Below are 22688 nucleotides of genomic sequence, written 5' to 3' on the forward strand. Positions count from 1 at the left end.
TCATCAGTCAGGTTTCAGGGACGAGTATGAGTATCAATAACGGATACCAGCCTGTTGAATGTGCGACACGCACATTGCTGACCCGGGTTCTTATGTCCCACGACGTGGTTGAAGTGGTGTTCAGAGACGAATCCGGTCAGGTGCAGCATTACCATGATGTCATCCGGGACCTGTTCACTCGGGCAGGGGAGGAATTCCTGTTGTTGGGCCGGGGGCAGCTCATAAGGCTGGATCATGTGATAATGATTAGCGGTCACGCGGTCGGTCAGTCCGGTTCGGCCTAGGCACTGTCCCTGAGAACTTGTTCACAAACTGTCCGTGTAGCACCTAACTTCCTGTCATTATTAAAATATCTGTAACCTGTGGCCTGTTGTTAAGCCCTTAGGTGGGGCCGTAGACTACACGTTCGATGACTAATGTTGTATTTACCTCAAAGAAGGGATTCCCTATGAACAAGTTAACACTTAGTGCACTCGCTCTTACGATGACTCTCGGCCTGGCGGCCTGCAGTGATGAGCCAGATCAGGGCGCCGATCTGGATGAAGCAGCTGATAACGCTGGCGAGATGATGGATGACGCAGGTGATTCTGTAGAAGAAACTTACGAAGAAGCTACTGGCCAGAATTCAGTGGGTGATGACATCGAAGATGCTGGCGAAGAAACCGGTGAAGCGATGGAAGATGCTGGTGATGCCATGGGCGACGCCGCTGACGATGCGGGTGAAGCTATGGAAGAAGGTGCCGACGAAGCCACTAATTAATAGGTGGATGTAGTAGTTCGAAAGCCCGCCTCAGTGCGGGCTTTTTTGAGTGAGCCTGACCTATGAATGATCAGACCCGTTCTGTACCTGATCTCGACCCTGATTTAGAGCCCGTCGCCAATAGTTCTGACAATCCCACCTTCGCTTCCGTACTCAGCGCCCGGTTGCACCGCCGCACGCTGATCAAGGGCAGTTTAGGCGCAGCCCTGGCAAGCCTGATGGGTACCTCCCTGGCAGGTAGCCGCGACAGTAATGACGATAACGACGCTAGCGATGGTGTTAGCGCCAGTGCCCCCTCATCGCCCCGTCTTGGGTTCCAGGCTGTCAGTGTGTCGGATGCTAACCAGGTTTTGGTACCGGAAGGCTACACTGCAAAAGCATTCGTTCCCGCAGGCACGCCCTTGAGCGGTGATTGTCCAGCGTATCTGAAGGACGGCAGCAATACCGGGGCGGATCAGGAGCATCAGGTGGGTGCTAATCACGACGGCATGCACTTCTACCCGATTGACGTGAAAACAGGTGGCGCTAGCTCTACCGAAGGTTTGTTAGTGCTTAATCACGAATACATTGATCAGCGCAGCTTGCACGCCTCCGGACCAACAAACCAGACCGAGGGCGGTCCTCGTCCCAGTGATGAGGTGCGCAAGGAAGTCGCCGCTCATGGCGTGAGTGTTATTCACATTCGCAAGGACGAAGCTGGTGCCTGGGAGATGGTGCCCGGCAGTGGGTTTAACCGGCGTATTACTGGCGCCACACCTGTAGAAATTTGCGGTCCTGTTCGTGGTTTTGACAAGCTGGTTACCTCTTACAGTCCCGACGCTAACCGCAGCCGGGGAACGCTGGGTAACTGCGCCGGGGGCCCAACACCCTGGAATACCTATCTTGCGGCAGAGGAGAACTGGGCAGCCTATTTTTTTAGTGGTGAGGACTCACAGCCGCGCGAACACAGCCGTTATGGAGTGTTCTCAGCAGGGAATAATTACTACTGGCACACCTCCGATGGCGACGAAGACGTCTACACCCGTTTCGATGCCAGTGTTCAAGGTGCTGCTGCGGCCGATGACTATCGCAATGAGCCCAACAATTTTGGCTGGATGGTGGAGATCGACCCCTTTGCACCGGAAAGCGTGCCACAAAAACGCACTGCGCTCGGCCGCTTCGCACACGAGGGGGTCATTTTTGCACCGGCGGTGGAGGGCGAGCCGATTGTTTGTTATTCCGGGGACGATGCCCGTTTCGAATACATTTATAAATTCGTCTCAGATCAGCCCTATCACGCGGATACTGCCGGGGGTTACCTGTTGAATGAGGGCACACTCCACGTAGCCAGATTCAACGATGACGGGAGTGGCGAGTGGTTGCCACTGATCTATGGTGAATCCGGCCTGACGGATAGCGACAGCTTTACCAGCCAGGCAGACGTTCTGGTGAACACACGCCTGGCTGCAGATTCGGTCGGCGCGACCCGCATGGATCGTCCAGAGTGGGGCGCCATTGACCCCCATACCGGCGAGGTCTATTTCACCCTGACGAACAACAGTGATCGTACGGAAGCGGACACTAACGCGGCCAACCCCCTTGGGCCAAACCCTACCGGTCACATTATCCGGTGGTTGGAGCGTGACGGGAACGGCAATGCAACGGCATTCGATTGGGATATTTTCGTGTTTGCCGGGAAACCAGGCACCGAAACGATGGTTGATGGCGAAACTGTTGCCGAGTTGGACAAGAGCAGCACTTTCAACAGCCCGGACGGCCTCTGGTTCGACTATAACGGCCGACTCTGGATTCAGACAGACGGGTCGTCATCACCTCCGTACCAGAACAACATGATGCTGGCGGCAAACCCGGTTACCCGTGAAATCAAACGATTTTTCGTCGGCCCAGTAGGGTGCGAAGTAACGGGCGTGGTCACAACACCGGATTCAAGAACGATGTTTGTCAACGTCCAGCATCCCCGAGCGTACTGGCCAGATGCCAGTGTTGAGCGCGCCCGGAGTGCGACCATGATTGTTACTCGGGATGACGGTGGAGTAATTGGCGCCTGATTGCGCGGTACCCTTATGCTTATTGGACCAGCAATAATTTTCAGGCAGTAAAAGAGCGGAAAGACTACACAGACTGGTCTTGCCAGCTTTCCCCCCCACGCTTAGCAGGTACATCGCCCCTGGTTCACCAGCCGCGTAAGGTCGGCTCAACGGCAACCATGCGGCGCATTCTTCTCTGGCAGTTACAGGGCGTGTGTCACCGATTGTTCATCGTTTTGCCGCAATTCATTAATCCCGTTGTAAACATGAAATTCAACAATTGGCTCTCCAATAATGTTCACAACATGAGAGAGCCTGAAGTATGAACAGACAAACGCCTTCCGCACTTGATCTCGACCCTGATTTTGAACCGGTTTCCAATACCTCTGACAACCCGACATTCGCTTCCGTACTGAGCGCCCGGCTACAGCGCCGCACCCTGATGAAAGGCAGTGTAGGCGCCGCATTGGCCGGTATCATGGGTATTTCACTGGCGGGTTGCTCCGATAGCGACGATGACAACGACTCCAACGGGGGTGGCAACGTCAGTGATGAATCACCGACCGATCTCGGCTTCCGGGCTGTCAGTGTGTCCGATGCCAACCGGGTTGTGGTACCTGAGGGCTATAGCGCCAAGATATTTGTCCCCTCAGGCACGCCCATTACAGGCAACTATCCAGAATATCGCAATGATGGTACCAACACAGGAACTGACCAGGAGAATCAAGTTGGTACCCATCACGACGGCATGCACTTTTACCCGATCGACGTGAAAACGGGTGGTGCCAGCTCTACCGAAGGTTTGTTGGTGCTTAATCACGAGTACATCAATCAGCGTACCCTGCATCCTTCTGGACCGACAAACCAGACCGAGGGCGGTCCTCGTCCGAGTGATGAGGTGCGCAAGGAAGTGGCCGCTCATGGCGTGAGTGTTATTCACATTCGCAAGGACGAAGCTGGCGAATGGGATGTGGTGTTTGGTAGTGCATTTAACCGGCGGGTTACCGGTGCCACACCTATGGAAATCCGCGGTCCTGTTCGTGGTTTTGACAAACTGGCAACCGCATACAGTCCCGACGCCACCCGCACCCGGGGCACCCTTAATAACTGCGCTCACGGCCCCACCCCCTGGAACACCTACCTCGCTGCAGAAGAGAACTGGGCAGGGTATTTCGTGAACGGTGATGACCCGCAGCCGCGCGAACACAGCCGTTATGGGGTAGGGGCAACGGGTAATCGCTACTACTGGCATACATCCGATGGCAATGAAGACGTCTATACCCGTTTCGACGCCAGCGTTCAGGGTGCCACTGCGACCGACGACTATCGCAATGAACCCAACAACTTTGGCTGGATGGTGGAAATCGACCCCTTTGCACCGGAAAGCATGCCGCAGAAGCGCACTGCGTTAGGCCGATTTGCTCACGAAGGTGTCATTTTTGCGCCAGCAGTAGAAGGCGAGCCGCTCGTTTGTTATTCCGGTGACGATGCCCGGTTCGAATATATATACAAATTCGTTTCAGATCAGCCGTATTACGCGGCGACTGCCGGGGGGTATCTGTTGAACGAGGGCACGCTCTACGTAGCAAAATTCAACGATGACGGGAGTGGCGAGTGGCTACCCTTGGTATACGGCGAAAGCGGTCTGACCGATGGCGACGGTTTTACCAGCCAGGCAGACGTTCTGGTGAACACACGCCTGGCTGCAGATTCGGTTGGTGCTACCCCCATGGATCGTCCGGAGTGGGGTGCGATTGAGCCACGCACTGGCGAGGTCTATTTCGCCCTGACGAATAACAGTAACCGCACCGAAGCTGACACCGACGCGGCTAATCCGCTAGGGCCGAACCCGACCGGCCACATTATCCGCTGGCTTGAACGCGAAGAAGACTATACTGCAACGGCATTCGACTGGGATATATTTGTGTTCGCAGGTGAGCCTGGCACCGAAACCGTGGTAGATGGTGAGACCGTCGTAGAGTTGGACGAGAGCAATATATTCAACAGCCCGGACGGCCTCTGGTTTGACTATAACGGCCGGTTGTGGATTCAGACAGATGGCTCGGATGCTGCGCCTTATCAAAATAACATGATGCTGGCAGCGAACCCGGTTACCCGGGAAATCAGACGGTTTTTCGTTGGTCCGCTAGGATGTGAAGTAACTGGCGTGATCACCACGCCGGATTCAAAAACGATGTTTGTGAATGTCCAGCACCCGAGAGAGTTCTGGCCGGATGCCAGTATTGAACGTTCGAGAGATGCGACCATTATCGTCACTCGTGACGACGATGGTGTAATTGGCGCCTGATTGTTCTGGAACCTTTTGATGCCCGGCTCTGCCGGGTATTTTTTTGCCCCGCATTTGTCCACTGATTGAAAAGAGTTGCAAAAACCCCTGTCCAATTGACCCGCTCCACTAAAGTATCAGATAGCTTCGGCCGATAAATGATTAGGCTGCCAGGCTGCCAGGCTGACTGCACGATTTATGACTAAAGATTCATAATTGAATGAAGCGATAAGCAACGAAACTCGGTCGGAACGACCAGCCAAAGAAGAACAGCAACAATCCAGGGGGTGGAAAGCATGTCACTGATTACACGGGGGGTGGCTGTCAGGTGTACCGCGATACTGGGAGCCGTTCTGGTCGCGGTGTTGGTATTGGCTTCATTTTTAAAGATTTCACTGGCGTCCGTGCTGCTGGCTTTTATTGCAGGTGCAGTCGCTATGTTGGGGGGCCTGTATTTTGTATTAGCGCCGCTGAACCGGGACATGGTTCGGGTGGCGGAAGCGCGACATGACGAGCTGGAAATATTACCGCACCTGTGCCCAAAGTTGATTCAGGAGGCAAGTTCAGGCCGTGCAATCTTTGAAACCCTGTCTTCCGGTGCAGACGCCAATGCTATCTCAGCGGCTGAAGTGTCGTTTGCGGCCGACCACCTGAAAACCCGCCTTGATCGTCAGGTCGAAGAAACGGGCCAGATGGCCGATTATGCCGGTCAGATAACCGATACCGTGAAACATTCGGCTGAACAGGCCTCAGAAGCGGCTGACACTGCTCATGATGCCAGTGTTGTCAGTGCCGACGGACGTACCGCACTGACCCAGTCGATAGAGCGCATCCGCGAGGTGCACCAGCAATCTTCAGCCTCTCTGCAGTTAATTCAGACCCTGAATCAGAAGTCCGAAAAAATCCAGGGAGTGACCACGTCAATCCAGGGCATTGCCGAGCAGACCAACCTGCTGGCCTTGAATGCGGCTATTGAAGCAGCCCGTGCCGGTGAGCAGGGCCGGGGTTTTGCCGTGGTAGCAGATGAAGTAAGACAACTGGCGGGGCGTACCGCTTCCGCCACTCATGAAGTCGCCAATACCCTTCAGGACATTCGGTCTGACACCACGGCCGTTATGGCTCAGATCGAGCATCTGGTCGAATGTATCGACGCCGGACTGGTTTCGGTTGAGCAGGTGGGGGAAAAACTGGGAGAAATACAGCAACGCTCCGACCGGGTGGAGCAGCAGGTCAAAATGATTGCAGAAGGCGACCGGAATAACGAAGCCAGCCTCCAGCAGATGTTCAGCTCGATTCAGAATCTGCGTGAAGAAATGTCCGAGAGTGATTCCGCGGTCAAGACCCTGGCGTCACAGGCAGGCACCCTGATGGAGCTGGCAGAGACCGCGAACGCAGCCTTTGCGCAGCATAGTGATGCCAGTTATCACCGCTTCTTTTATGAGCAGGCAAAGCAGGGTGCCAACCGCATTGGCGTGATGTTTGAGCGGGCGCTGGAGAAAAATGAGCTCACTGACGCCCAACTGTTTGATAAAACCCGAACGCCTGTACCTGGCACTACGCCTGCTAAATATCGCTCAGCATTTGACAGCTACACGGATAAGCAACTACATGGTATTCAGGAGCCCGTAAAGGATTCCAACGAGGCCGTGGTTTTTGCCATTGCCTGTGCCCCTGACGGCTATGTGCCAACCCACAACCGGGATTTTGCCCATGAGCCCACCGGTGATTCCAAAAAGGATCTGGTCCGTAGCCGCAGCAAGCGGCTGTTCAATGACCGTACCGGTGCCCGGTGTGGTAGCCATACCCAGACTATGTTGTTGCAGACTTACCGTCGGGACACAGGGGAAGTCATGCACGATCTGTCGGTGCCCATCTTCGTGAAAGGGCGACATTGGGGCGGATTCCGTGTGGGTTATCGACCTCGTCCGGTTGCTAATCAGACGCCCCCTAAATAAACGGGCTTTGTTACGGGTCGCCGTTAGCGAGTAGCGCTGCGCCTTTTCGGATCAGGGTCTGGGTCAGCCGTGCCATGAACTCGCCTCCATGGCGCCAATAGTGCCAGTACAGGTCTACACTGATGCACTCACCACAGGCCAGGTCAACCAGAGCTTCCGGGGCAGGTGCAAGCTTTACCTGCAGGTCCGGAATCATGCCATAGCCTATGCCAACTGCGGCTAACCGTACAAAGCCTTCCGATGATGGACACAGGTGATAGGGAAAATGGCCGTGATAACCACAGCGGGCCAGAAATCGGTGCTGAAGCTGGTCATTAGGGCCGAACACTATGGCTGGGGCGGTCTGGAAAGCTGCCGGGGTCAAGCCTTGTGAAAAGTGCCGGTCGATGTAGTCCTGGCTGGCCCGTGCCCGATAGCGCATCTGTCCGATCCGCACACAGCGGGCACCGGCGATGGGTTGGTCACTGCTGCACAGGCAGGCCGCGACATCGCCTTCGCGCATGCGTTTAAGGCCAACATCCTGATCCTCGATGAGGATTTCAATCAGCAGGTCTTCCTGACGACAGAACTCGCCTACCGCCTCTGCCCACCAACTCGCGAGACTGTCTGCGTTCAGGGCTATTCGCACCCGTCCACGGTCACTGGAGAGCTCCGGTATCTGTTGGCGCAGGTCGCGCTCCAATAGCTGCACCTGCTGGACATGGTTCAGCAAGCGTTGGCCAGCAGGCGTCGCCTGCAATGTGGGATGGCGGGTCAGAACCGGCTGTCCGAGTCGTGTTTCCAACAGCTTGATGCGTTGGGATACAGCGGATTGTGACAGGCCCAGGGCAATACCCGCACGCTCGAACCCCCCCGTTTCAATGACGGTAACCAGGGCCTGAAGTAATTTGTAATCCAGCATAAGAAAAATTAATACAGTATTAGGAATATGATTTTTTTAGTATAGCAGTGCTGCACTATGCTGGCCTTCTTGAAAACGGACGAGGCAAGTATGTTACAAAGTTATCTGACGGGGCTGGTAGTTTGCGGTGGCATCATCATGGCGATCGGGGCCCAGAATGCTTATTTATTGGGCCAGGCGTTCCGCAGAGAACATCATTGGTGGTCGGCGATTTTATGCATGAGCACCGACGCGCTGTTGTTTATCGCCGGGATGCTTGGCCTCAGCGCTGCCTTAATGGCCGTACCTTCGGCTCTTGAGATACTGCGTTGGACCGGCGTGGCGTTTCTGTTGTGGTTGTCGTTCACGGCGTTTATGCGCTCGGTGCAGGGGCGCTCCTCGTTAACGGCCCAGGTCGAAACCCGGCGTAGCCTGGGCGGCGTGTTACTGACAACGCTGGCGGTGACGTTGCTTAACCCCCAGGTCTATCTGGATACCCTGTTATTGATTCCCTCCATCGGCGTACAGCAGTCCGAGCCAATGGTGTTTGTGGCCGGTGCCACCAGCGCATCCATACTCTGGTTCGCCCTGTTGGCCTGGGGCGGTTCGGCGCTCGGCCCCATGCTGTCGAAACCGCTGGCCTGGCGTGTCATTGACGGTGCCATCTCACTGATGATGCTGATTATTGCCTTGCATCTGATATTTAACGGATTAGGGCAGAGGTAGGGCAGCCAAAGATCGCCCTGATCTTATATACTGGTGGTTTCATATCAGGACCGGAGACATTAATTTTGGCTGAACCTGAGTTTCGTCCGGCAAGCCCGGACCCGATCGACCGAAGAAGTGACTCCGCCCGCAACCTCGCTGTGGTCGTTTACATCCTTCAGGCCTTGTCTTTTTTTCTAGGCGGTATCAGTGGCCTGGTGGGTGTCATTATCAATTATGTAAAAATGGATGATGTTCAGGGCACCTGGATTGAGCCTCATTTCCGATGGCAGATTCGCACCTTCTGGATTGGTCTGTTATGGACCGTGATTGGCGTGGTGACCACCATGCTCATTATTGGCTGGTTTATTCTGCTCGGGGTGGCCATCTGGATTATCTTCCGGATCGTCAAAGGGGCGCTGGCCCTGAATGACGATAAAACCATCTGAGTAGGCGAGTCAGTTCAGATCGCTTCGTCAACCCCTGCATCTGGCAGGGGTGGTTATTCGACTTCCCGCAATTTCACAGCACTAACGGTACCTGCAAGCCCCATCATGCCCAGCATGATGATGACCGCGCCGGTGGAAATCATTGAAGCAACCACGCTCAACCCCCCGGCTACCAGCAGCAGAACTCCGATCACCGAATTGCTGACTGCCGTATAGTCGGTGCGCTTGTTACCTCCGGCCATATCCACAAGATAGGTTTTTCGACCCAGTCTGACCCCGGCATGAGCGATGCTCAGTGCGAAAAAAGCAGCAGGGTAGAACCAAACCGACATCGTCCCGCCATCGGTGACGATGGTTGTTATGCCGGTCCCCAGGCACACCAGGCTCGCAATCGCAGCGCCCCGAATCATCACTTGGCGGCTGGACTTATCCGCCATCCATCCCCAAATGCTGGCGCTGACAGAACTGGCCAGGCTGCTCGCGAGCAGGAAGGTGCCCAGCAACCAGCCACTCTCCGATTGCTGCTGGGCCAGAACCACAAAATATGGCGAGGCGAGGGCCGAACACAACAACAGGGCGCGGGTGATCACAAAGTGCCGGAAAGGTTTATCATCTCGCAGTAGCGAAAGACTTTTAAAGGCTTCTCCTAACCCATTACCACCGCCCCCGGTTTCACCCGGGTATTCGTCAACTGTCGAAAACAGTGCCCCGGCCATGAGCCAGAGCCCCGCGGCCAGTAGCAACAGGACGGAGTAGAACAGGACCGATGGGTCGCCCCGGTCCCAGAACAGCAGGGCTGTGAACCCTACGGTGGCGACGCCACCCAAAGTGCTCGCCAGTCCAGAGAGTCTGCCGCGACGTGACTTGGGGATACACTTACCCTGTACATCCTTCATGGCAACAGAACAGAATCCCCTGGCCAGGGAAAAGGCGACGAGTGCCCCGATAAGCCCGTAACCGGCAGGGTAGCCCTCGAGAAACCACACGCTTGCCGCCATACCTGCCACGCTGGCGGCCTGCCCTAGACTGCCCAGCACCCAAAACCACTTGCGAACCGGTTTGCTGCGAACCCATGCGCCGATCATCATTTGTGGGATCATCGATCCGGATTCGCGAATTGGCACCAGCCAGCCTACCAGGCTCGCCGCACCGATTGATGTCAGAAGCCAGGCCAATACAGTCTTGGGACTGATAAGTAAGTCGCCGAGTTTGGTCAGTACCAGACTGCCGAGAATCAGGAAAAAATTTTTGGGTACATCCCGACAGGCCTCATCGGGAATGTCCTTACAAAGACGCGCGTCTTCCTCGTTGGCGATGAAGGCATATAGTTGATCTGCGGTGTTGGTCTCAATAGGTAACACAGGGGCTTCCTCGGTACGCAGGGCTCGGTATGGAGTTGGGGATATCAATAGGCCGTATGTATTATATAGGCGATTCCAAATTACGCAGAGTGGTCCGGCTCAGATCAGGAGGGAGTATGATTCACTCCAAGCGTCCGGGAGCAGGTTGCCTGCGCGGTCTCAGTGTTGCTTAATAGGCATCCAGTTCTCCGGAGCCTTCTATGCTCAGTTATCTTCATGCCTTCCACGCTGGTAACTTTGCCGATGTGCAAAAACACAGTGCGTTGTATCTCGTACTCAAATTGATGCAGGCAAAGTCGTCGCCCATTGCATATTTCGACACCCATGGTGGCAGCGGCCTGTACGACCTGAACAGTGAGCGCGCCCGCAAGACGGCAGAGGCAGCAGAGGGTATCCAAGTGCTATGGTCTCAGCGCCAGACGTTGGCATCGCCGGATTGGCAAGGGTTTATGGACCATCTTCAGCGAGTGAACAAGGGCAGCGATACCCTGGTTCGTTATCCGGGGTCTCCGGCATGGCTGGCGGATAGTTGTCGAAGCCAGGATTCAGCCACCTGCTTCGAGCTTCATCCGTCAGAAGGGGGACAGCTTTCGCGCTGGGCGGGTTCGACGGCGTTGCAGGTGCGACGTCAGGACGGCCTGCAAGGCCTGCTCGGTTGCCTGCCGCCGAACAAGCCACGCCTGCTTGCTTTGATTGATCCGTCCTATGAAGTGAAAACCGAATATAAGCAGGTCGCTGACACACTCGCCAAAGCCTGGCAGCGCTGTCGCCATGGGGTGTATCTGGTCTGGTACCCGTTGCTGCCGAAACAGGAACATAAGACGCTTTTGTCGGCCATCGGTTCGGGAAAGATCAGTAAGGTATTGCGCAGTGAAGTGATACTGAACCGTCCACCGGATCGCGGCATGTACGGTTCCGGGATGCTGGTTATCAACCCTCCGTGGGGGTTTGAAGAACGATATACTGCCATGCTCAGGGACGCTGTTCGGCCAGATGTAATAAATGGCCTACATCAACTCGACTGGCTCGTTCCCGAACCATAAAAAACCCCGCTGGAGGCGGGGTAAAGAGGACAAACTCGCTGGATCGTAGTTTTACATCGGTTTTACATCAGCGCATCAACACGGTTACGAACCCGTGGCTCGCTGTTGTACGCAGTAGCAATGGCGTTATAGGTCGGAATATCCAGACCAGCGTCCTCAATGACGGTTACCATTTCATCATTGGCTTCCATCTGAAGTTCCTGGGCTTTTTCCTGGGAGTCGGTCGACTCTATTTTTGTCATGTACTCGTCGCGGATTTCATTAATGCCCGATTGAGCTTCTACAAACTGCTTGAGCTCGGCATCGTTGTAGTTGGTTTTCTGGGTGCCCGCTGAGGCCGGATCACTGTAGTTTTCTTTATCAACGCTTTCAGTAGACTGCTGAGCGATAGCGGGACCGCCTGCCAGCAGGGCCATAGACAGAGACAGTGAGGTCAGAAGTTTTTTCATGGTCTTCTCCTTTCTAGGTTGATCAGCATGTAAAGGGTTTGTTTGCTTCGTACCTAATACAATCCAACGTCCGTGCCAATTTGGCCTTTAACGCGAATAATAAAAAATTAAACATATAAATCAATGGATTAAATTTTTCAATAGATGAAAGCTGCGTAATACTTATTGAGGCGTAATGCCACATGTGGCATTACTGTGTGACATTTTTGCAGGAGGTCACGCTGTGCCCGTGACATTATCCACGCCCAAGCGGGTGTTTAATTCATTGCGCCTGACATTGGTTCTGAGCATCGTTGTGCCGCTGCTGGTGTTGAGCGGTGGTGCGATTGCCTGGGGCCTGTCAGTTGTAGAAAGCCGTCTGGATGATCGACTCAGGGAAGATCTGGAGCTCGTTGCCAGGGCGGCCAGCGGCCCTCTGTCCCGGGCCATGTCAGAAGGCGACACCATTGTTCTGGATGATGCGCTTAAATCGATTTTTCGCATCGGTCGTGTCTATGGCGCCTCAATATATGACACCAAAGGCGACCGGGTTGCGAGTCTGGGCGTAGCCGATAGCAGTGTGGACCGCAGTCAAAGCGCAGTGCAGGCCATTGAAACCGGGGAACTGGGTGGGGCTTTTCGGCGGGTAGATGGAAAGGCAGTCTTCTCGCAATTCACACCTTTGATTGCTGAAGACGGCAGAATAAAGGGCTTACTTCAGATCACCCGCAAACGCAGTGATTTTCAGGAGCAGCTCACCGCCACGCGATTCTGGGCGATCGCAATCTGGAGTGTGCTGTCGTTGCTTGTGATTCTCGTGGTAGTGATCGGGCATTACGGGTCTATCGGTCGCCATGTCAGTCAACTATTGACCGATATGGCGGCGCTTGGCCCGCGCCATTGGCGGATTCCACATCCGCCTTCCGGTCCGCAGGAAATCCGGCAGATACATCTGGGCCTTGATGCTATGGCAGAGCGTATGGCATCGGCGGAACAGGAGATCAACATGCGGGTAGAACGAGAGCGAGACCTGGCGGAACAACTTCAATATCAGGAAAAAGTGGCAATGATCGGTCGCGTCGCTGGAGGGGTGGCCCATGAGTTGGGTGCGCCATTAAGTGTTATCGAAGGCAGGGCAAATATTCTCGCCCGAACACTGGATGCCGATAGTCAGAAGCGTCATCTCGGTGATATCACCTACCAGGTAAGACGGATGACGCTGATCATCGAACAGTTACTCGATTGTTTCCGGCACGTGCCGAATGCGCGGCGACCGCTGGATCTGGGCAAGTCTCTGCGCGAAGTGATCGTGCAGGTATTGGCAGATCGACGCAAAGAGGACCGGCAACTTGCCGTCTACGGTGTGGATCAGCTGGCATGGGTGCTTGCTGAGCCGACTCGCCTCCAATTAGCCTGCCTCAACATCCTTCGCAATGCCTGCCAGGCGGCCCGGTTCCGGGTGGAAGTTCGTTTGCTGGCGGTCGAAGGAGGCTGGCAAGTACTGGTGGACGATGATGGCCCCGGTATTGAGGAGTCCTTGCGCCAACGCATATTTGAACCGTTCTACAGCACCCGGGCCGCAGGCGAGGGTACCGGGCTGGGGCTTGCGGTGGTGAGTAGCGTGCTGAAGGAGCACGGCGGCACCATACAGGTTGGGGATAACGATAGCGGCGGATGTCGCATGCGCCTGTTCTGGCCAGCCGTTCAATCATCTTCAGTGGGAGAACCGGTATGACGGACCAATCACCACGAATTCTGTTGGTGGAAGACGACGCCAGCCTGAGGTCACTGCTCACCGAAGAACTGGAAATAGACGGTTACAGCGTAGATTCTGCGAATTCTTTCGAGCAGGCGGTGGCAGTCGCGATGTCGAGGCGCCCGGCCCTGGTGGTGTCAGACTTGCGTCTGCCGGATCAGAATGGTCTTGCGATATTGCGTCGTCTGCAGGCGGAGGGAATAACGGTTCCGTTTATCGTGGTTACCGCCTTTGGTACCGTTGATCAGGCGGTAGATGCCCTGAAAGCCGGTGCCGATGACTTTCTCACCAAGCCGCTCTCAATCGATCACCTGAGACTCAAGGTTAAGCGGTTGCTGGCTCATGCTGCGATCACCTCGGAGCTGGAGCAGTACAAATCCCGGAACAAACCCGGTTCTGACCATGGTTTGATTGGTCAAAGCGAGGCCATGTCGGAGTTGCGCAAGCAGTTGGAACGCATCGCCCGTAGCCAGGCATCAGTGCTGGTTAACGGCGAAAGTGGTACCGGCAAGGAACTGGTCGCCAAGGCGATTCACCATGAGAGCAGTCGCCGTGATCAGCCGTTTATACCGGTCAATTGTGCAGGTATTCCCCATGAGCTGATGGAGAGTGAGTTTTTCGGTCATGAAGCCGGAGCCTTCACCGGCGCAAAGCAGGCCCGCAAAGGTCTGTTTGCTGAAGCAAACGGTGGCACGTTACTGCTTGATGAGATTGGCGAGATGTCCCTGGCGCTGCAGGCCAAGCTTTTGCGGGTTCTGCAGGAGGGCCAGATCAAACCTGTGGGGGCCGATCATGAGGAAGCTATAGACGTCAGGGTTATTGCTGCTACTCATGTGGATCTGGTGAAAGCCGTGCAGCAGGGGGAGTTTCGGGAAGACCTCTACTACCGTCTTGAAACGCTTACCCTGAACGTACCACCGCTCCGGGACCGCGGTGAGGATATCGAGTTGCTCGCCATGCATTTTCTGAGGGAGGCAGCGGCCAGACACGGTCGCGGTTTTGTGCGCCTCAGCGAAGTGACTTCCCAGGTGCTGGCGGACTACCCTTTTCCAGGCAATGTGCGGGAGCTTGCCAGCGCCATGGAGCGGGCGGTGACGTTTTGCGATGGCGACACCGTCCAGCCGGACCACTTGCCTGTACGCATTCGTAAGCGCGAGGCCGTGGCGGTCGAGCCCGCCAACGGTCGTACCAGTGATAATATTGCCGAGTGGCCGACTCTGGACCAGATCCAGCAGGAATACGTAGAGCAGGTCATGGGGGCTGTTGAGGGCAACAAGCGCAGGGCGGCGCAAATATTGGGCGTTAACCGTCGCACGCTATATCGCTGGCTTGCTGCTGAGGACCAAACCCTATGAAAAACCAGTCCCAGGCTATGGCCTACGGCTTGGCTACGGTACTGCTCTGGTCAACGGTCGCGACGGCTTTCAAACTGTCCTTGCGTGAAATATCCCCGGTTCAGCTACTGTTCATTGCATGTTCGGCTTCGGTCGTTGTGCTGGCTTTGGTGCTGGTGTTACAGCGTCGCTGGCATCTGGTGTTCTCACTTAGCCGCCACCAGTATATTCAGTCTCTGGGCATGGGGCTGGTCAATCCCTGTCTGTACTACTTTTTGCTGTTCGGGGCTTTTGATCGCTTACCTGCCCAGGAAGCCCAACCGCTGAATTACACCTGGGCCCTGGTGCTGGCTTATTTGTCGGTGCCTTTTCTCGGTCATCGCTTGCGCAAGGTAGATGTGGTTGCAGGGCTGATCTGTTATAGCGGAGTGGTGATCATCGCTACCCGTGGTGATGTGTTGGCCTTGTCGTTCTCTGATCCCTTGGGCGTCGCCTTTGCACTTGGCAGCACACTGGTCTGGGCGTCCTACTGGATTATTGCCACCCGGGACCGTCGCGACCCCGTGGTTGGACTGTTCCTCAATTTTTTATGCGGACTCCCTTTCATTGCACTGGCGTGCGGATTAACGGACGGGTTCGGATTCGGGCTGGGGCAGGGCGTCATGGCGGCGCTCTACGTGGGGATTTTTGAGATGGGTATTGCCTTTGTTTTCTGGTCTTATGCGATGAAAAAGGCAGAGAACACCGCTCGGGTCAGCAACCTGATTTTCATTTCCCCGTTCGTGTCTCTGGTGTTTATTTATTTCATCCTGGGTGAAGTGATCCTGCCTTCGACTTATATCGGCCTGGTGCTCATTGTGGCGGGGCTATGGTTTCAGCAATGGGTTAAAGCGAAAGCCCCTATGCCGGAAGCAGTGCCCCATGAGTAGCTGGTCACTCTATCTTGTCCGCACCCGCCAAGGCACGCTCTATACCGGAATTACGACAGATGTGGAACGGCGTTTTGCCGAGCATCAGGATGGAAGACCAAAGGGGGCGAGGAGTCTGCATGGTCGGGGGCCATTAATCCTGGCTTTTTCTACCCCTGTCGGGAATCGGTCGCAGGCGTCACGTCTGGAATGGCGGGTCAAACGGTGGCCAAGGCAGAAAAAAGAAGATCTGGTGAGCGGTAAGGTCATGTTGCCAGATGAGCCTTGATGTGAGCTCCAGCGACCGCCAGAGCTTCCCTGGCCCGGTCAAGCTGGCTTGCATGGATCTGAAACACATGCCAGAGACTGTTATAAATTTCCAGGGTAGTGTCAACATCTTGAGCCCGGGCCCGGTCTGACAGACGTATGGAGTCATTGAGCAGAATTTCCTGACTGCCAGCCTGAATCAACAACGGCGGCAACCCTGAGAGGTCTCCGTACACTGGCGAGATATAGGGCGTGGTCCTCGTAAGGTCTCCGCAATACAGTTCCGCATTCTTTTCTACCCAGCTTCGTTGCAGAACCGGTTCCATGTCCGGGCTTGATAGCGCGGTATGGGTCAGGTCCGTCCAGGGTGAAAAGACCGTCAGAGAACCGGGTAGTGTCTTGCCGTCGTCACGTAGCTTCATCGCCAGAGCCAGCGCAAGACCGCCGCCTGCGGAATCGCCGGCTAGCGCAATGTTGGCTGGTGAAAAACCATCGCCCAGCAAAGCTTTATAAACCGCTTCGGCATCTTCAAGGGCGGCTGGATAGGGATGCTCCGGTGCCAGCCGGTAATCCGGCACTACCACAGTGCATCCGGAGGTTTTTGCCAGGTGTCCGGTAATTCCGCGATGCGTCTCCGCTGACCCGATAGTGTAGCCACCGCCGTGGAAATAGAGCAACACGCCTTTGTCGGGCTGTCCATAGTTGACGTGGCTGACCGGTATATTGCCATAGAGGCCGTGGCTGAATTCGCAGTCCGACGGAGGCGTCGAGCTGCGATAAGCCTGGCGAGTCAACCGCCGCTGAAGCCCAATCCCGATGAGGGGCGAAAGCACCGGCCGCACAACTCTTCGCATTGTTTGCCGCAGGCCTGCTTCGAGAACCGTCTGAATCATGTTTCTCTCCGAATTAAAGGGGTGATACGTCCCATGGCAGCACCTGGATATGCTAACCTGCTGCATTGATCGGGTACCATTGATCGAGTATTTGGGCCGTGGGCAAACCCTCTAATTTACCGTGCAAATGACAGGCGCTTAACTCTACGTGTACTGGAAAACGGATACCATAGATATTCCCGGCTGGGACCGGGCATCGTTGATCGCACAGGTTCGGGCATTCGAACCGGAAGGCGTACATAGTATTGGTCCTGAGGCTGAGGAATACTGTCGTTTTTACGGCCTTGATCTCTGGGTAGAGCACCCGAGCGTGGCTTATCAGCAAGGCAGCCTGCAGGCGGGGGGACACCGAGTGGTCGCTCATTATTACCGAATGCCGGAAGCCCGGGGTACGGTGTTTATCCTGCATGGTTATTTTGATCATGTGGGGCTATACAGCCAGCTTATCGATCGTTGCCTTGCCGCCGGATTCGACGTCATGGCATACGATCAGCCGGGACATGGTTTATCCAGCGGCACCCCAGCGGCGATTGGCAGCTTTGCTGAATACCAGGCGGTGCTGACAGACGTTATGGAGGCGGTGCGTGGCCGGGTACGTGGCCCATGGTTTGCTGTCGGTCAAAGCACCGGCGGGGGTATTTTGATTGACTATCTGCTCTCCAACCACCATAACCGTGAAACCTCAGATTTTCGGCGCGTAGTGTTGCTGGCACCGCTGGTCAGGCCTGCTGGCTGGCTTGGCGCCAAGGTGCTACATAGCGTCGCTAAGCCTTTTATACGGCGCTGGCGAAGGATGTTTTCGGAAAACAGCGGTAGCTCGCGATTTTTGCGGTTTCTCAAAGAGGTTGATCCACTGCAGGCACGTGCGGTTCATGTGGATTGGGTCACAGCGTTGCGTCAGTGGGTGCCGCATATTGAGTCCGCACGACCGGTGGATTTTCCGCTTACCGTTGTGCAGGGTGAAAAAGATCTCACAGTGGATTGGCGGCATAATCTGCGAATCCTGAGGAATAAATTTTCCCAGGTGACAGAACTTAAAATTCCGGATGGACGTCATCATCTTGTGAACGAAGCACAGGATCTGCAGGCTACCGTCTTCAATACGATTATTGATGTGTTTAACGAGGAGGCGGGCGCTCTTTCCGAGGCCAGCTGATTCTTCATAACCCGTTGTAGTAGTCAGGAGTATGTTGTGAAAAAAACAATTGTAGCGATGTCGGTGGCCCTGGTCGGGCTCAGTGGTTGTATGACTTATGACCCATATACCGGGGAAGAAAAAACCTCGAGTGCCACCAAGGGTAGTATCATCGGTGCGCTCGGTGGGGCCGCAGTCGGCGCTGCCACCTCCAGTAAAAGTGACCGTGGTAAGGGGGCGATGATTGGGGCCGCATCCGGCGCTGCGGTTGGCGGTGGCATTGGTTATTACATGGACCGTCAGGAGTCCAAGTTGCGTCAGCAGCTCGAAGGCACCGGCGTTCGTGTTGTCCGCGATGGCGATGAAATTGAACTTATTATGCCTGGTAACATCACCTTCGATGTTAACGAATCCTCGATCAAGCCAACGTTCAGTAGCACACTGGAGTCCGTTGGTCTGGTACTGAAAGAATTCGACAAAACCATTATTCGGATCGAGGGCCACACTGACAGCACCGGGGCCCAGAGCTACAATCAGTTGCTGAGTGAGAGCCGTGCGGCTGCAGTGCGTGACTTCCTGCTGAACCAGGGTATTCAGGCCAGCCGTACCCGTGCTGTGGGCTATGGCCCCCGCTACCCTCTTACTTCCAATGACACCGCTTCAGGACGCGAGCAAAATCGCCGCGTTGAGCTGACCCTGGCGCCGATGCAGTAACGAGTGTAGGTTCAACGAAAACGCCCGCCAGTTTTAAAGCTGGCGGGCGTTTTTTGTTTCAGGCCTTCTGTCTCCGCCGGGGCTGATTAAAACAGCACGCGGCAGCGAATTGTGCCTTTGACGGATTTGAGCTTCTCAAGCGCCAGTTCGCCGTACGCCTTGTCCACATCCATTACCACATAACCGATGTCTTCCTTGGTTTGCAGGTATTGCCCGCAGATGTTGATGCCATTCTCGGAGAATACATTGTTGATCTCGGACATGACGCCGGGAATATTCTCGTGAATGTGCAGCAGACGATGCTGGCCAGGATGCGACGGTAAGGCCACCTCCGGAAAGTTCACTGAGGACACGGAGGTGCCGTTGTCGCTGTACATGGCCAGCTTCTCAGCGACCTCGCGGCCGATGTTTTCCTGAGCTTCAATGGTGGACCCGCCCACATGGGGTGTCAGGATCACATTATCGAACTCGCGCAGCGGTGAAACGAATTCCTCTTTATTGGATTTCGGCTCGACCGGGAATACGTCGATGGCAGCGCCCAGCAGCTTGCCGCTCCCAAGATTTTCCGCCAGGGCGTCAATATCCACGACCGTGCCGCGAGAAGCGTTCATCAGAATGCTGCCGGGTTTCATCTGGGCGAACTGTTCTGGACCAAACATGTAACGGGTGGCCGGAGTTTCTGGTACGTGCAGGCTCACAACATCTGCAATGTTCAGCAATTCCTGCAAAGTGCCCACCTGAGTGGCGTTACCAATCGAGAGCTTGGAGACGACATCGTAGAAATAGACGTCCATGCCCAGCCCCTCGGCCAGTACACTGAACTGGGTACCGATGTTGCCATAACCGACGATGCCGAGTTTTTTACCGCGGATTTCGTAGCTGTCTTTGGCGGACTTCAGCCATTCACCCCGGTGAGCTTTGGCGCTCTTCTCCGGTATTCCGCGCAGCAACAGAATGGCCTGGGCCAGTACCAGTTCCGCCACACTGCGAGTATTGGAGAACGGTGCGTTGAATACTGCAATACCACGTCGGGTAGCGGCCTGAAGATCAACCTGATTGGTACCAATGCAGAAGCAACCCACAGCAACCAGCTTTTGGGCCGCCTCAAAGACCGCCTTGCTGAGCTGCGTTCTCGAACGAATACCGATGAAGTGGGCGTCCGAGATTTTCTCGATCAGCTCTTCTTCTGACAGGGAGTGGGTCAGATACTCGATATTGGTATAGCCAGCTGCATTCAGCGTATCAATGGCAGATTGGTGCACGCCTTCCAGCAGCAGAATCCGGATTTTGCTCTTTTCGAGAGACTTCGTTGACATGGGCTTGCTTCCAGACCTTTTGTCGCGTCGTATGGACAGTGAGATGACCCGTGAGACTCGCGCCGCGCGGGAGGCACGGGCAGGCTCACAGAACAGGGGCGGTATGATACCATAAACGTGCCTTTTGACAGTGCGTCAGATCACCTGAGTCAAGTCGGGCGATAGGATCGGGCGCCCAATCCCTCACGAGACCGGATACCCCATGACTGCCGAACAGATCATTGCCACACTTAAGACCCTGGTGGACGATGGCAAAGTACTGACTGACCCCGCCGACCTTGATACCTACGGCAAGGACTGGACCAGGATTTATCCGCCCAGGCCCGTCGCCATTGTATTTCCTAAAACCACGAAGCAGGTACAGGCGTTGGTAACCTTTGCCAATGAAAATCAGGTGGCACTGGTGCCTTCTGGCGGACGCACGGGGCTGAGTGCTGGCGCGGTGGCCGCCAATGGTGAGGTGGTGGTGGCATTTGATTATATGAATCAGATTCTGGATTTTAGTGCCAGCGACCGATTGGTAACCTGCCAGGCTGGCGTAGTCACTGCGCAGCTGCAGAATTTCGCCGAAGAGAATGGTCTCTATTACCCCGTGGATTTTGCCTCAGCAGGCTCCAGTCAGTTGGGTGGGAACCTGTCGACCAACGCCGGCGGCATCAAGGTGATTCGTTACGGCATGAGCCGGGACTGGGTCGCTGGCCTCAAGGTTGTGACGGGCAAGGGCGATATTATGGAGCTTAATCAGGGCCTGGCCAAGAACAACACCGGCTACGATTTGCGGCATCTGTTCATCGGCGCGGAGGGCACTCTCGGCTTCATTACCGAAGCCACCATGAAGCTGTCCCGCAAGCCCGATAATCTAACCGTGTTGGTATTGGGTCTGAATGACCTCACCAATACCATGGATGTTCTACAGACTTTCCAGAAACAGATTGATCTGACCGCTTATGAGTTTTTCTCTCATCAGGCCATGCAGCACGTGTTGGCCCATGGCCAGATACAGGCACCTTTCGATACGGAGGCGCCTTATTATGCGCTGCTGGAGTTTGAAGCCGTTTCCGAGCAGATTATGGATGATGCCATGGGCCTGTTCGAACAGTGCATGGAGAGCGGCTGGGTATTAGACGGAGTGATCAGCCAGAGCGAAACCCAGGCCAGAAATCTGTGGCAGCTTCGTGAGCGCATATCGGAATCTATCGCGCCCCGGACACCCTACAAAAACGATCTGTCTGTCGTGGTCTCAAAAGTGCCCGGCTTCCTGCAGGAAATTGATGCGGTGGTGACTGAACACTACCCGGATTTCGAGATCATCTGGTTCGGCCATATTGGTGACGGCAATCTACACCTGAACATCCTCAAACCGGATGACCTTGCGAAGGAAGACTTTTTCGAGAAGTGTAAGCATGTGAACACCTGGGTGTTCGACATCGTCAAACGCTACAAGGGCAGCGTGTCAGCCGAACACGGCGTGGGTATGACCAAGAAAGACTATCTGCACTACACCCGCAGCGAGGAAGAAATCGCTTACATGCGGGCCATAAAGCAGGTGTTTGACCCCAATCGGGTGATCAACCCAGGTAAGATCTTCGACTGAGATCAAACCTGTGTAACTTTTGAGACAGGGCCGCGCCTGATACGTATTAAATCAGATGAGAGTGAGAGGATAGAGCTTTTGTAGATGCGATTCTGCTAGCTTGCGTGTTCGCTACTAAGTCAGAATTGTCGTAGTAGTCTGGCTTAGGAATCTCAAGAGGCAGTTGCCGTGGTTGAATATCTCCCATGCGATGCGGGTATACGTCTGCTCCTGACTCCCAACCGTTCACTCAGTTGGCAGGACAGCGTACGGGTATGGCTTGCGCTTTGTGGAGTGTCGCTGCTTATCGTCTCCCTGATGGTCTGGCTCGGTGCCTGGGTAGTACTTCCTTTTGCAGGTCTGGAGCTGGTGGCAGTGGGAGCCGGGCTTTATTACACCGCGCGCAAATGTCGTCAGCAGGAAGTGCTGGAGATAGTCGGTGACAACCTTAGGCTGGAAAAAGGTCGTTACCGCAAGGAAGCCGAATGGGAAATGCCCCGGCGCTACCTGCGTGTGCAAATCGACGTACCCCGCCATCCCTGGACGCCCCAGAAATTCTTCCTGACTTATCGAGGCACCGAGGTCTCGCTGGCGAACTTCCTCAACGTGGATGACGCCAGGGAACTGCTCGGTATTCTGGAAAGCCAGGGGTTACCGATTGAACGGCGAAGACAGGAATACACCGGATTCTGGTTCTGATGTTCCCGCGCAAGTCGCCAGAGCGCTCACGCGTTTGCCGACGGCAACAAACGCGGCGGAGCGTCCTGTTTGTGGATTTCCTGCATCGCAATAACCGCTTGCTCAACAACAATGGTCAACCGATTGTTAGCGACGCGGGGCACGCTGTCCTAACATTAATGGTTGCGGAGTCTGTCCCTAAATAGAATGACGTACGGA

The 22688-nt window shown here is 55.1% G+C and carries 21 protein-coding genes; 16 read left to right on the forward strand and 5 right to left on the reverse strand.

The genetic code is table 11. The features are described from left to right. The first annotated feature begins 26 nt into the window (after positions 1–26). The 5 genes from WEB64_RS01850 (at position 27) to WEB64_RS01870 (ending at position 7029) form a co-directional block, all read left to right on the forward strand. Positions 27–284, forward strand: a complete 258-nt coding sequence (locus WEB64_RS01850) for a hypothetical protein (protein WP_368062078.1) — start codon at positions 27–29, stop codon at positions 282–284. A gap of 164 nt (positions 285–448) precedes the next feature. Beyond that, positions 449–760, forward strand: a complete 312-nt coding sequence (locus tag WEB64_RS01855) for a hypothetical protein (protein WP_368062077.1) — start codon at positions 449–451, stop codon at positions 758–760. A 62-nt stretch (positions 761–822) separates the two neighbouring features. Further along, complete coding sequence (locus WEB64_RS01860; protein ID WP_368062076.1) at positions 823–2808, forward strand: PhoX family phosphatase; 1986 nt, start codon at positions 823–825, stop codon at positions 2806–2808. A 301-nt stretch (positions 2809–3109) separates the two neighbouring features. Then, a complete protein-coding gene (locus tag WEB64_RS01865; protein WP_368062075.1) occupies positions 3110–5095 on the forward strand; it encodes a PhoX family phosphatase in 1986 nt (661 codons plus the stop codon). A 275-nt stretch (positions 5096–5370) separates the two neighbouring features. After that, complete coding sequence (locus tag WEB64_RS01870) at positions 5371–7029, forward strand: methyl-accepting chemotaxis protein (RefSeq protein WP_368062074.1); 1659 nt, start codon at positions 5371–5373, stop codon at positions 7027–7029. A 10-nt stretch (positions 7030–7039) separates the two neighbouring features. Here WEB64_RS01870 and WEB64_RS01875 read toward each other — a convergent pair whose 3' ends face one another. Next, positions 7040–7930: a LysR family transcriptional regulator ArgP gene (locus WEB64_RS01875; protein ID WP_368062073.1), complete on the reverse strand. Its 891-nt coding sequence runs from the start codon at positions 7928–7930 to the stop codon at positions 7040–7042. A gap of 90 nt (positions 7931–8020) precedes the next feature. Between WEB64_RS01875 and WEB64_RS01880 the strand changes: the two genes are divergently transcribed. Together WEB64_RS01880 and WEB64_RS01885 are read left to right on the forward strand one after the other, a co-directional pair. Next, positions 8021–8635: a LysE/ArgO family amino acid transporter gene (locus WEB64_RS01880; RefSeq protein WP_368062072.1), complete on the forward strand. Its 615-nt coding sequence runs from the start codon at positions 8021–8023 to the stop codon at positions 8633–8635. A 65-nt stretch (positions 8636–8700) separates the two neighbouring features. Then, complete coding sequence (locus WEB64_RS01885; RefSeq protein ID WP_368062071.1) at positions 8701–9063, forward strand: DUF4870 family protein; 363 nt, start codon at positions 8701–8703, stop codon at positions 9061–9063. Positions 9064–9116: 53 nt separating this feature from the next. Here the strand turns inward: WEB64_RS01885 and WEB64_RS01890 are convergent, their stop codons facing one another. Beyond that, complete coding sequence (locus WEB64_RS01890; protein WP_368062070.1) at positions 9117–10424, reverse strand: MFS transporter; 1308 nt, start codon at positions 10422–10424, stop codon at positions 9117–9119. 200 nt (positions 10425–10624) lie between these two features. Between WEB64_RS01890 and WEB64_RS01895 the strand changes: the two genes are divergently transcribed. Next, entirely contained in the window at positions 10625–11467 is an 843-nt protein-coding gene (locus tag WEB64_RS01895) for a 23S rRNA (adenine(2030)-N(6))-methyltransferase RlmJ (RefSeq protein ID WP_368062069.1), read from the forward strand. A gap of 62 nt (positions 11468–11529) precedes the next feature. Here the strand turns inward: WEB64_RS01895 and WEB64_RS01900 are convergent, their stop codons facing one another. Next, complete coding sequence (locus WEB64_RS01900; RefSeq protein WP_368062068.1) at positions 11530–11916, reverse strand: DUF4168 domain-containing protein; 387 nt, start codon at positions 11914–11916, stop codon at positions 11530–11532. 223 nt (positions 11917–12139) lie between these two features. Here WEB64_RS01900 and WEB64_RS01905 point away from each other — a divergent pair, with 223 nt between their 5' ends. Genes WEB64_RS01905 through WEB64_RS01920 form a run of 4 tightly spaced genes read left to right on the forward strand, consistent with a single transcriptional unit; the run spans position 12140 to position 16182 of the window. Continuing rightward, positions 12140–13630 carry a sensor histidine kinase gene (locus WEB64_RS01905; RefSeq protein ID WP_368062067.1) on the forward strand — a complete coding sequence of 497 codons (1491 nt, stop codon included), beginning with the start codon at positions 12140–12142 and terminating at the stop codon, positions 13628–13630. Further along, entirely contained in the window at positions 13627–15006 is a 1380-nt protein-coding gene (locus WEB64_RS01910) for a sigma-54-dependent transcriptional regulator (RefSeq protein WP_368062066.1), read from the forward strand. Before WEB64_RS01905 ends, WEB64_RS01910 begins: the two co-directional genes overlap by 4 nt. Beyond that, the gene (locus WEB64_RS01915) at positions 15003–15914 is read left to right on the forward strand and encodes a DMT family transporter (protein ID WP_368062065.1); all 912 of its coding nucleotides are present in this window, start codon (positions 15003–15005) and stop codon (positions 15912–15914) included. Before WEB64_RS01910 ends, WEB64_RS01915 begins: the two co-directional genes overlap by 4 nt. Then, positions 15907–16182, forward strand: coding sequence for a GIY-YIG nuclease family protein (locus WEB64_RS01920; protein WP_368062064.1), 276 nt, complete (start codon positions 15907–15909; stop codon positions 16180–16182). The genes WEB64_RS01915 and WEB64_RS01920 overlap by 8 nt, the downstream gene beginning before the upstream one ends. On the opposite strand, the gene WEB64_RS01925 is transcribed toward WEB64_RS01920, so the two are convergent. Beyond that, entirely contained in the window at positions 16160–17053 is an 894-nt protein-coding gene (locus tag WEB64_RS01925) for an alpha/beta hydrolase (RefSeq protein WP_368062063.1), read from the reverse strand. The genes WEB64_RS01920 and WEB64_RS01925 overlap by 23 nt on opposite strands. Before the next feature lie 148 nt (positions 17054–17201). On the opposite strand from WEB64_RS01925, the gene WEB64_RS01930 reads away from it, so the two are divergent. Together WEB64_RS01930 and WEB64_RS01935 are read left to right on the forward strand one after the other, a co-directional pair. Continuing rightward, positions 17202–18209 carry an alpha/beta hydrolase gene (locus WEB64_RS01930; protein ID WP_368062062.1) on the forward strand — a complete coding sequence of 336 codons (1008 nt, stop codon included), beginning with the start codon at positions 17202–17204 and terminating at the stop codon, positions 18207–18209. A gap of 36 nt (positions 18210–18245) precedes the next feature. Beyond that, the gene (locus WEB64_RS01935; RefSeq protein ID WP_368062061.1) at positions 18246–18902 is read left to right on the forward strand and encodes an OmpA family protein; all 657 of its coding nucleotides are present in this window, start codon (positions 18246–18248) and stop codon (positions 18900–18902) included. 86 nt (positions 18903–18988) lie between these two features. Here the strand turns inward: WEB64_RS01935 and serA are convergent, their stop codons facing one another. Continuing rightward, entirely contained in the window at positions 18989–20218 is a 1230-nt protein-coding gene (gene serA, locus WEB64_RS01940; protein WP_368062060.1) for a phosphoglycerate dehydrogenase, read from the reverse strand. A gap of 202 nt (positions 20219–20420) precedes the next feature. Here serA and WEB64_RS01945 point away from each other — a divergent pair, with 202 nt between their 5' ends. Next, positions 20421–21812 carry an FAD-binding oxidoreductase gene (locus WEB64_RS01945; protein WP_368062059.1) on the forward strand — a complete coding sequence of 464 codons (1392 nt, stop codon included), beginning with the start codon at positions 20421–20423 and terminating at the stop codon, positions 21810–21812. 168 nt (positions 21813–21980) lie between these two features. Continuing rightward, positions 21981–22490, forward strand: a complete 510-nt coding sequence (locus WEB64_RS01950) for a DUF2244 domain-containing protein (RefSeq protein ID WP_368062058.1) — start codon at positions 21981–21983, stop codon at positions 22488–22490. Positions 22491–22688: the final 198 nt, after the last annotated feature.

The organism is Marinobacter sp., from assembly GCF_040882185.1.
GTDB lineage: Bacteria > Pseudomonadota > Gammaproteobacteria > Pseudomonadales > Oleiphilaceae > Marinobacter.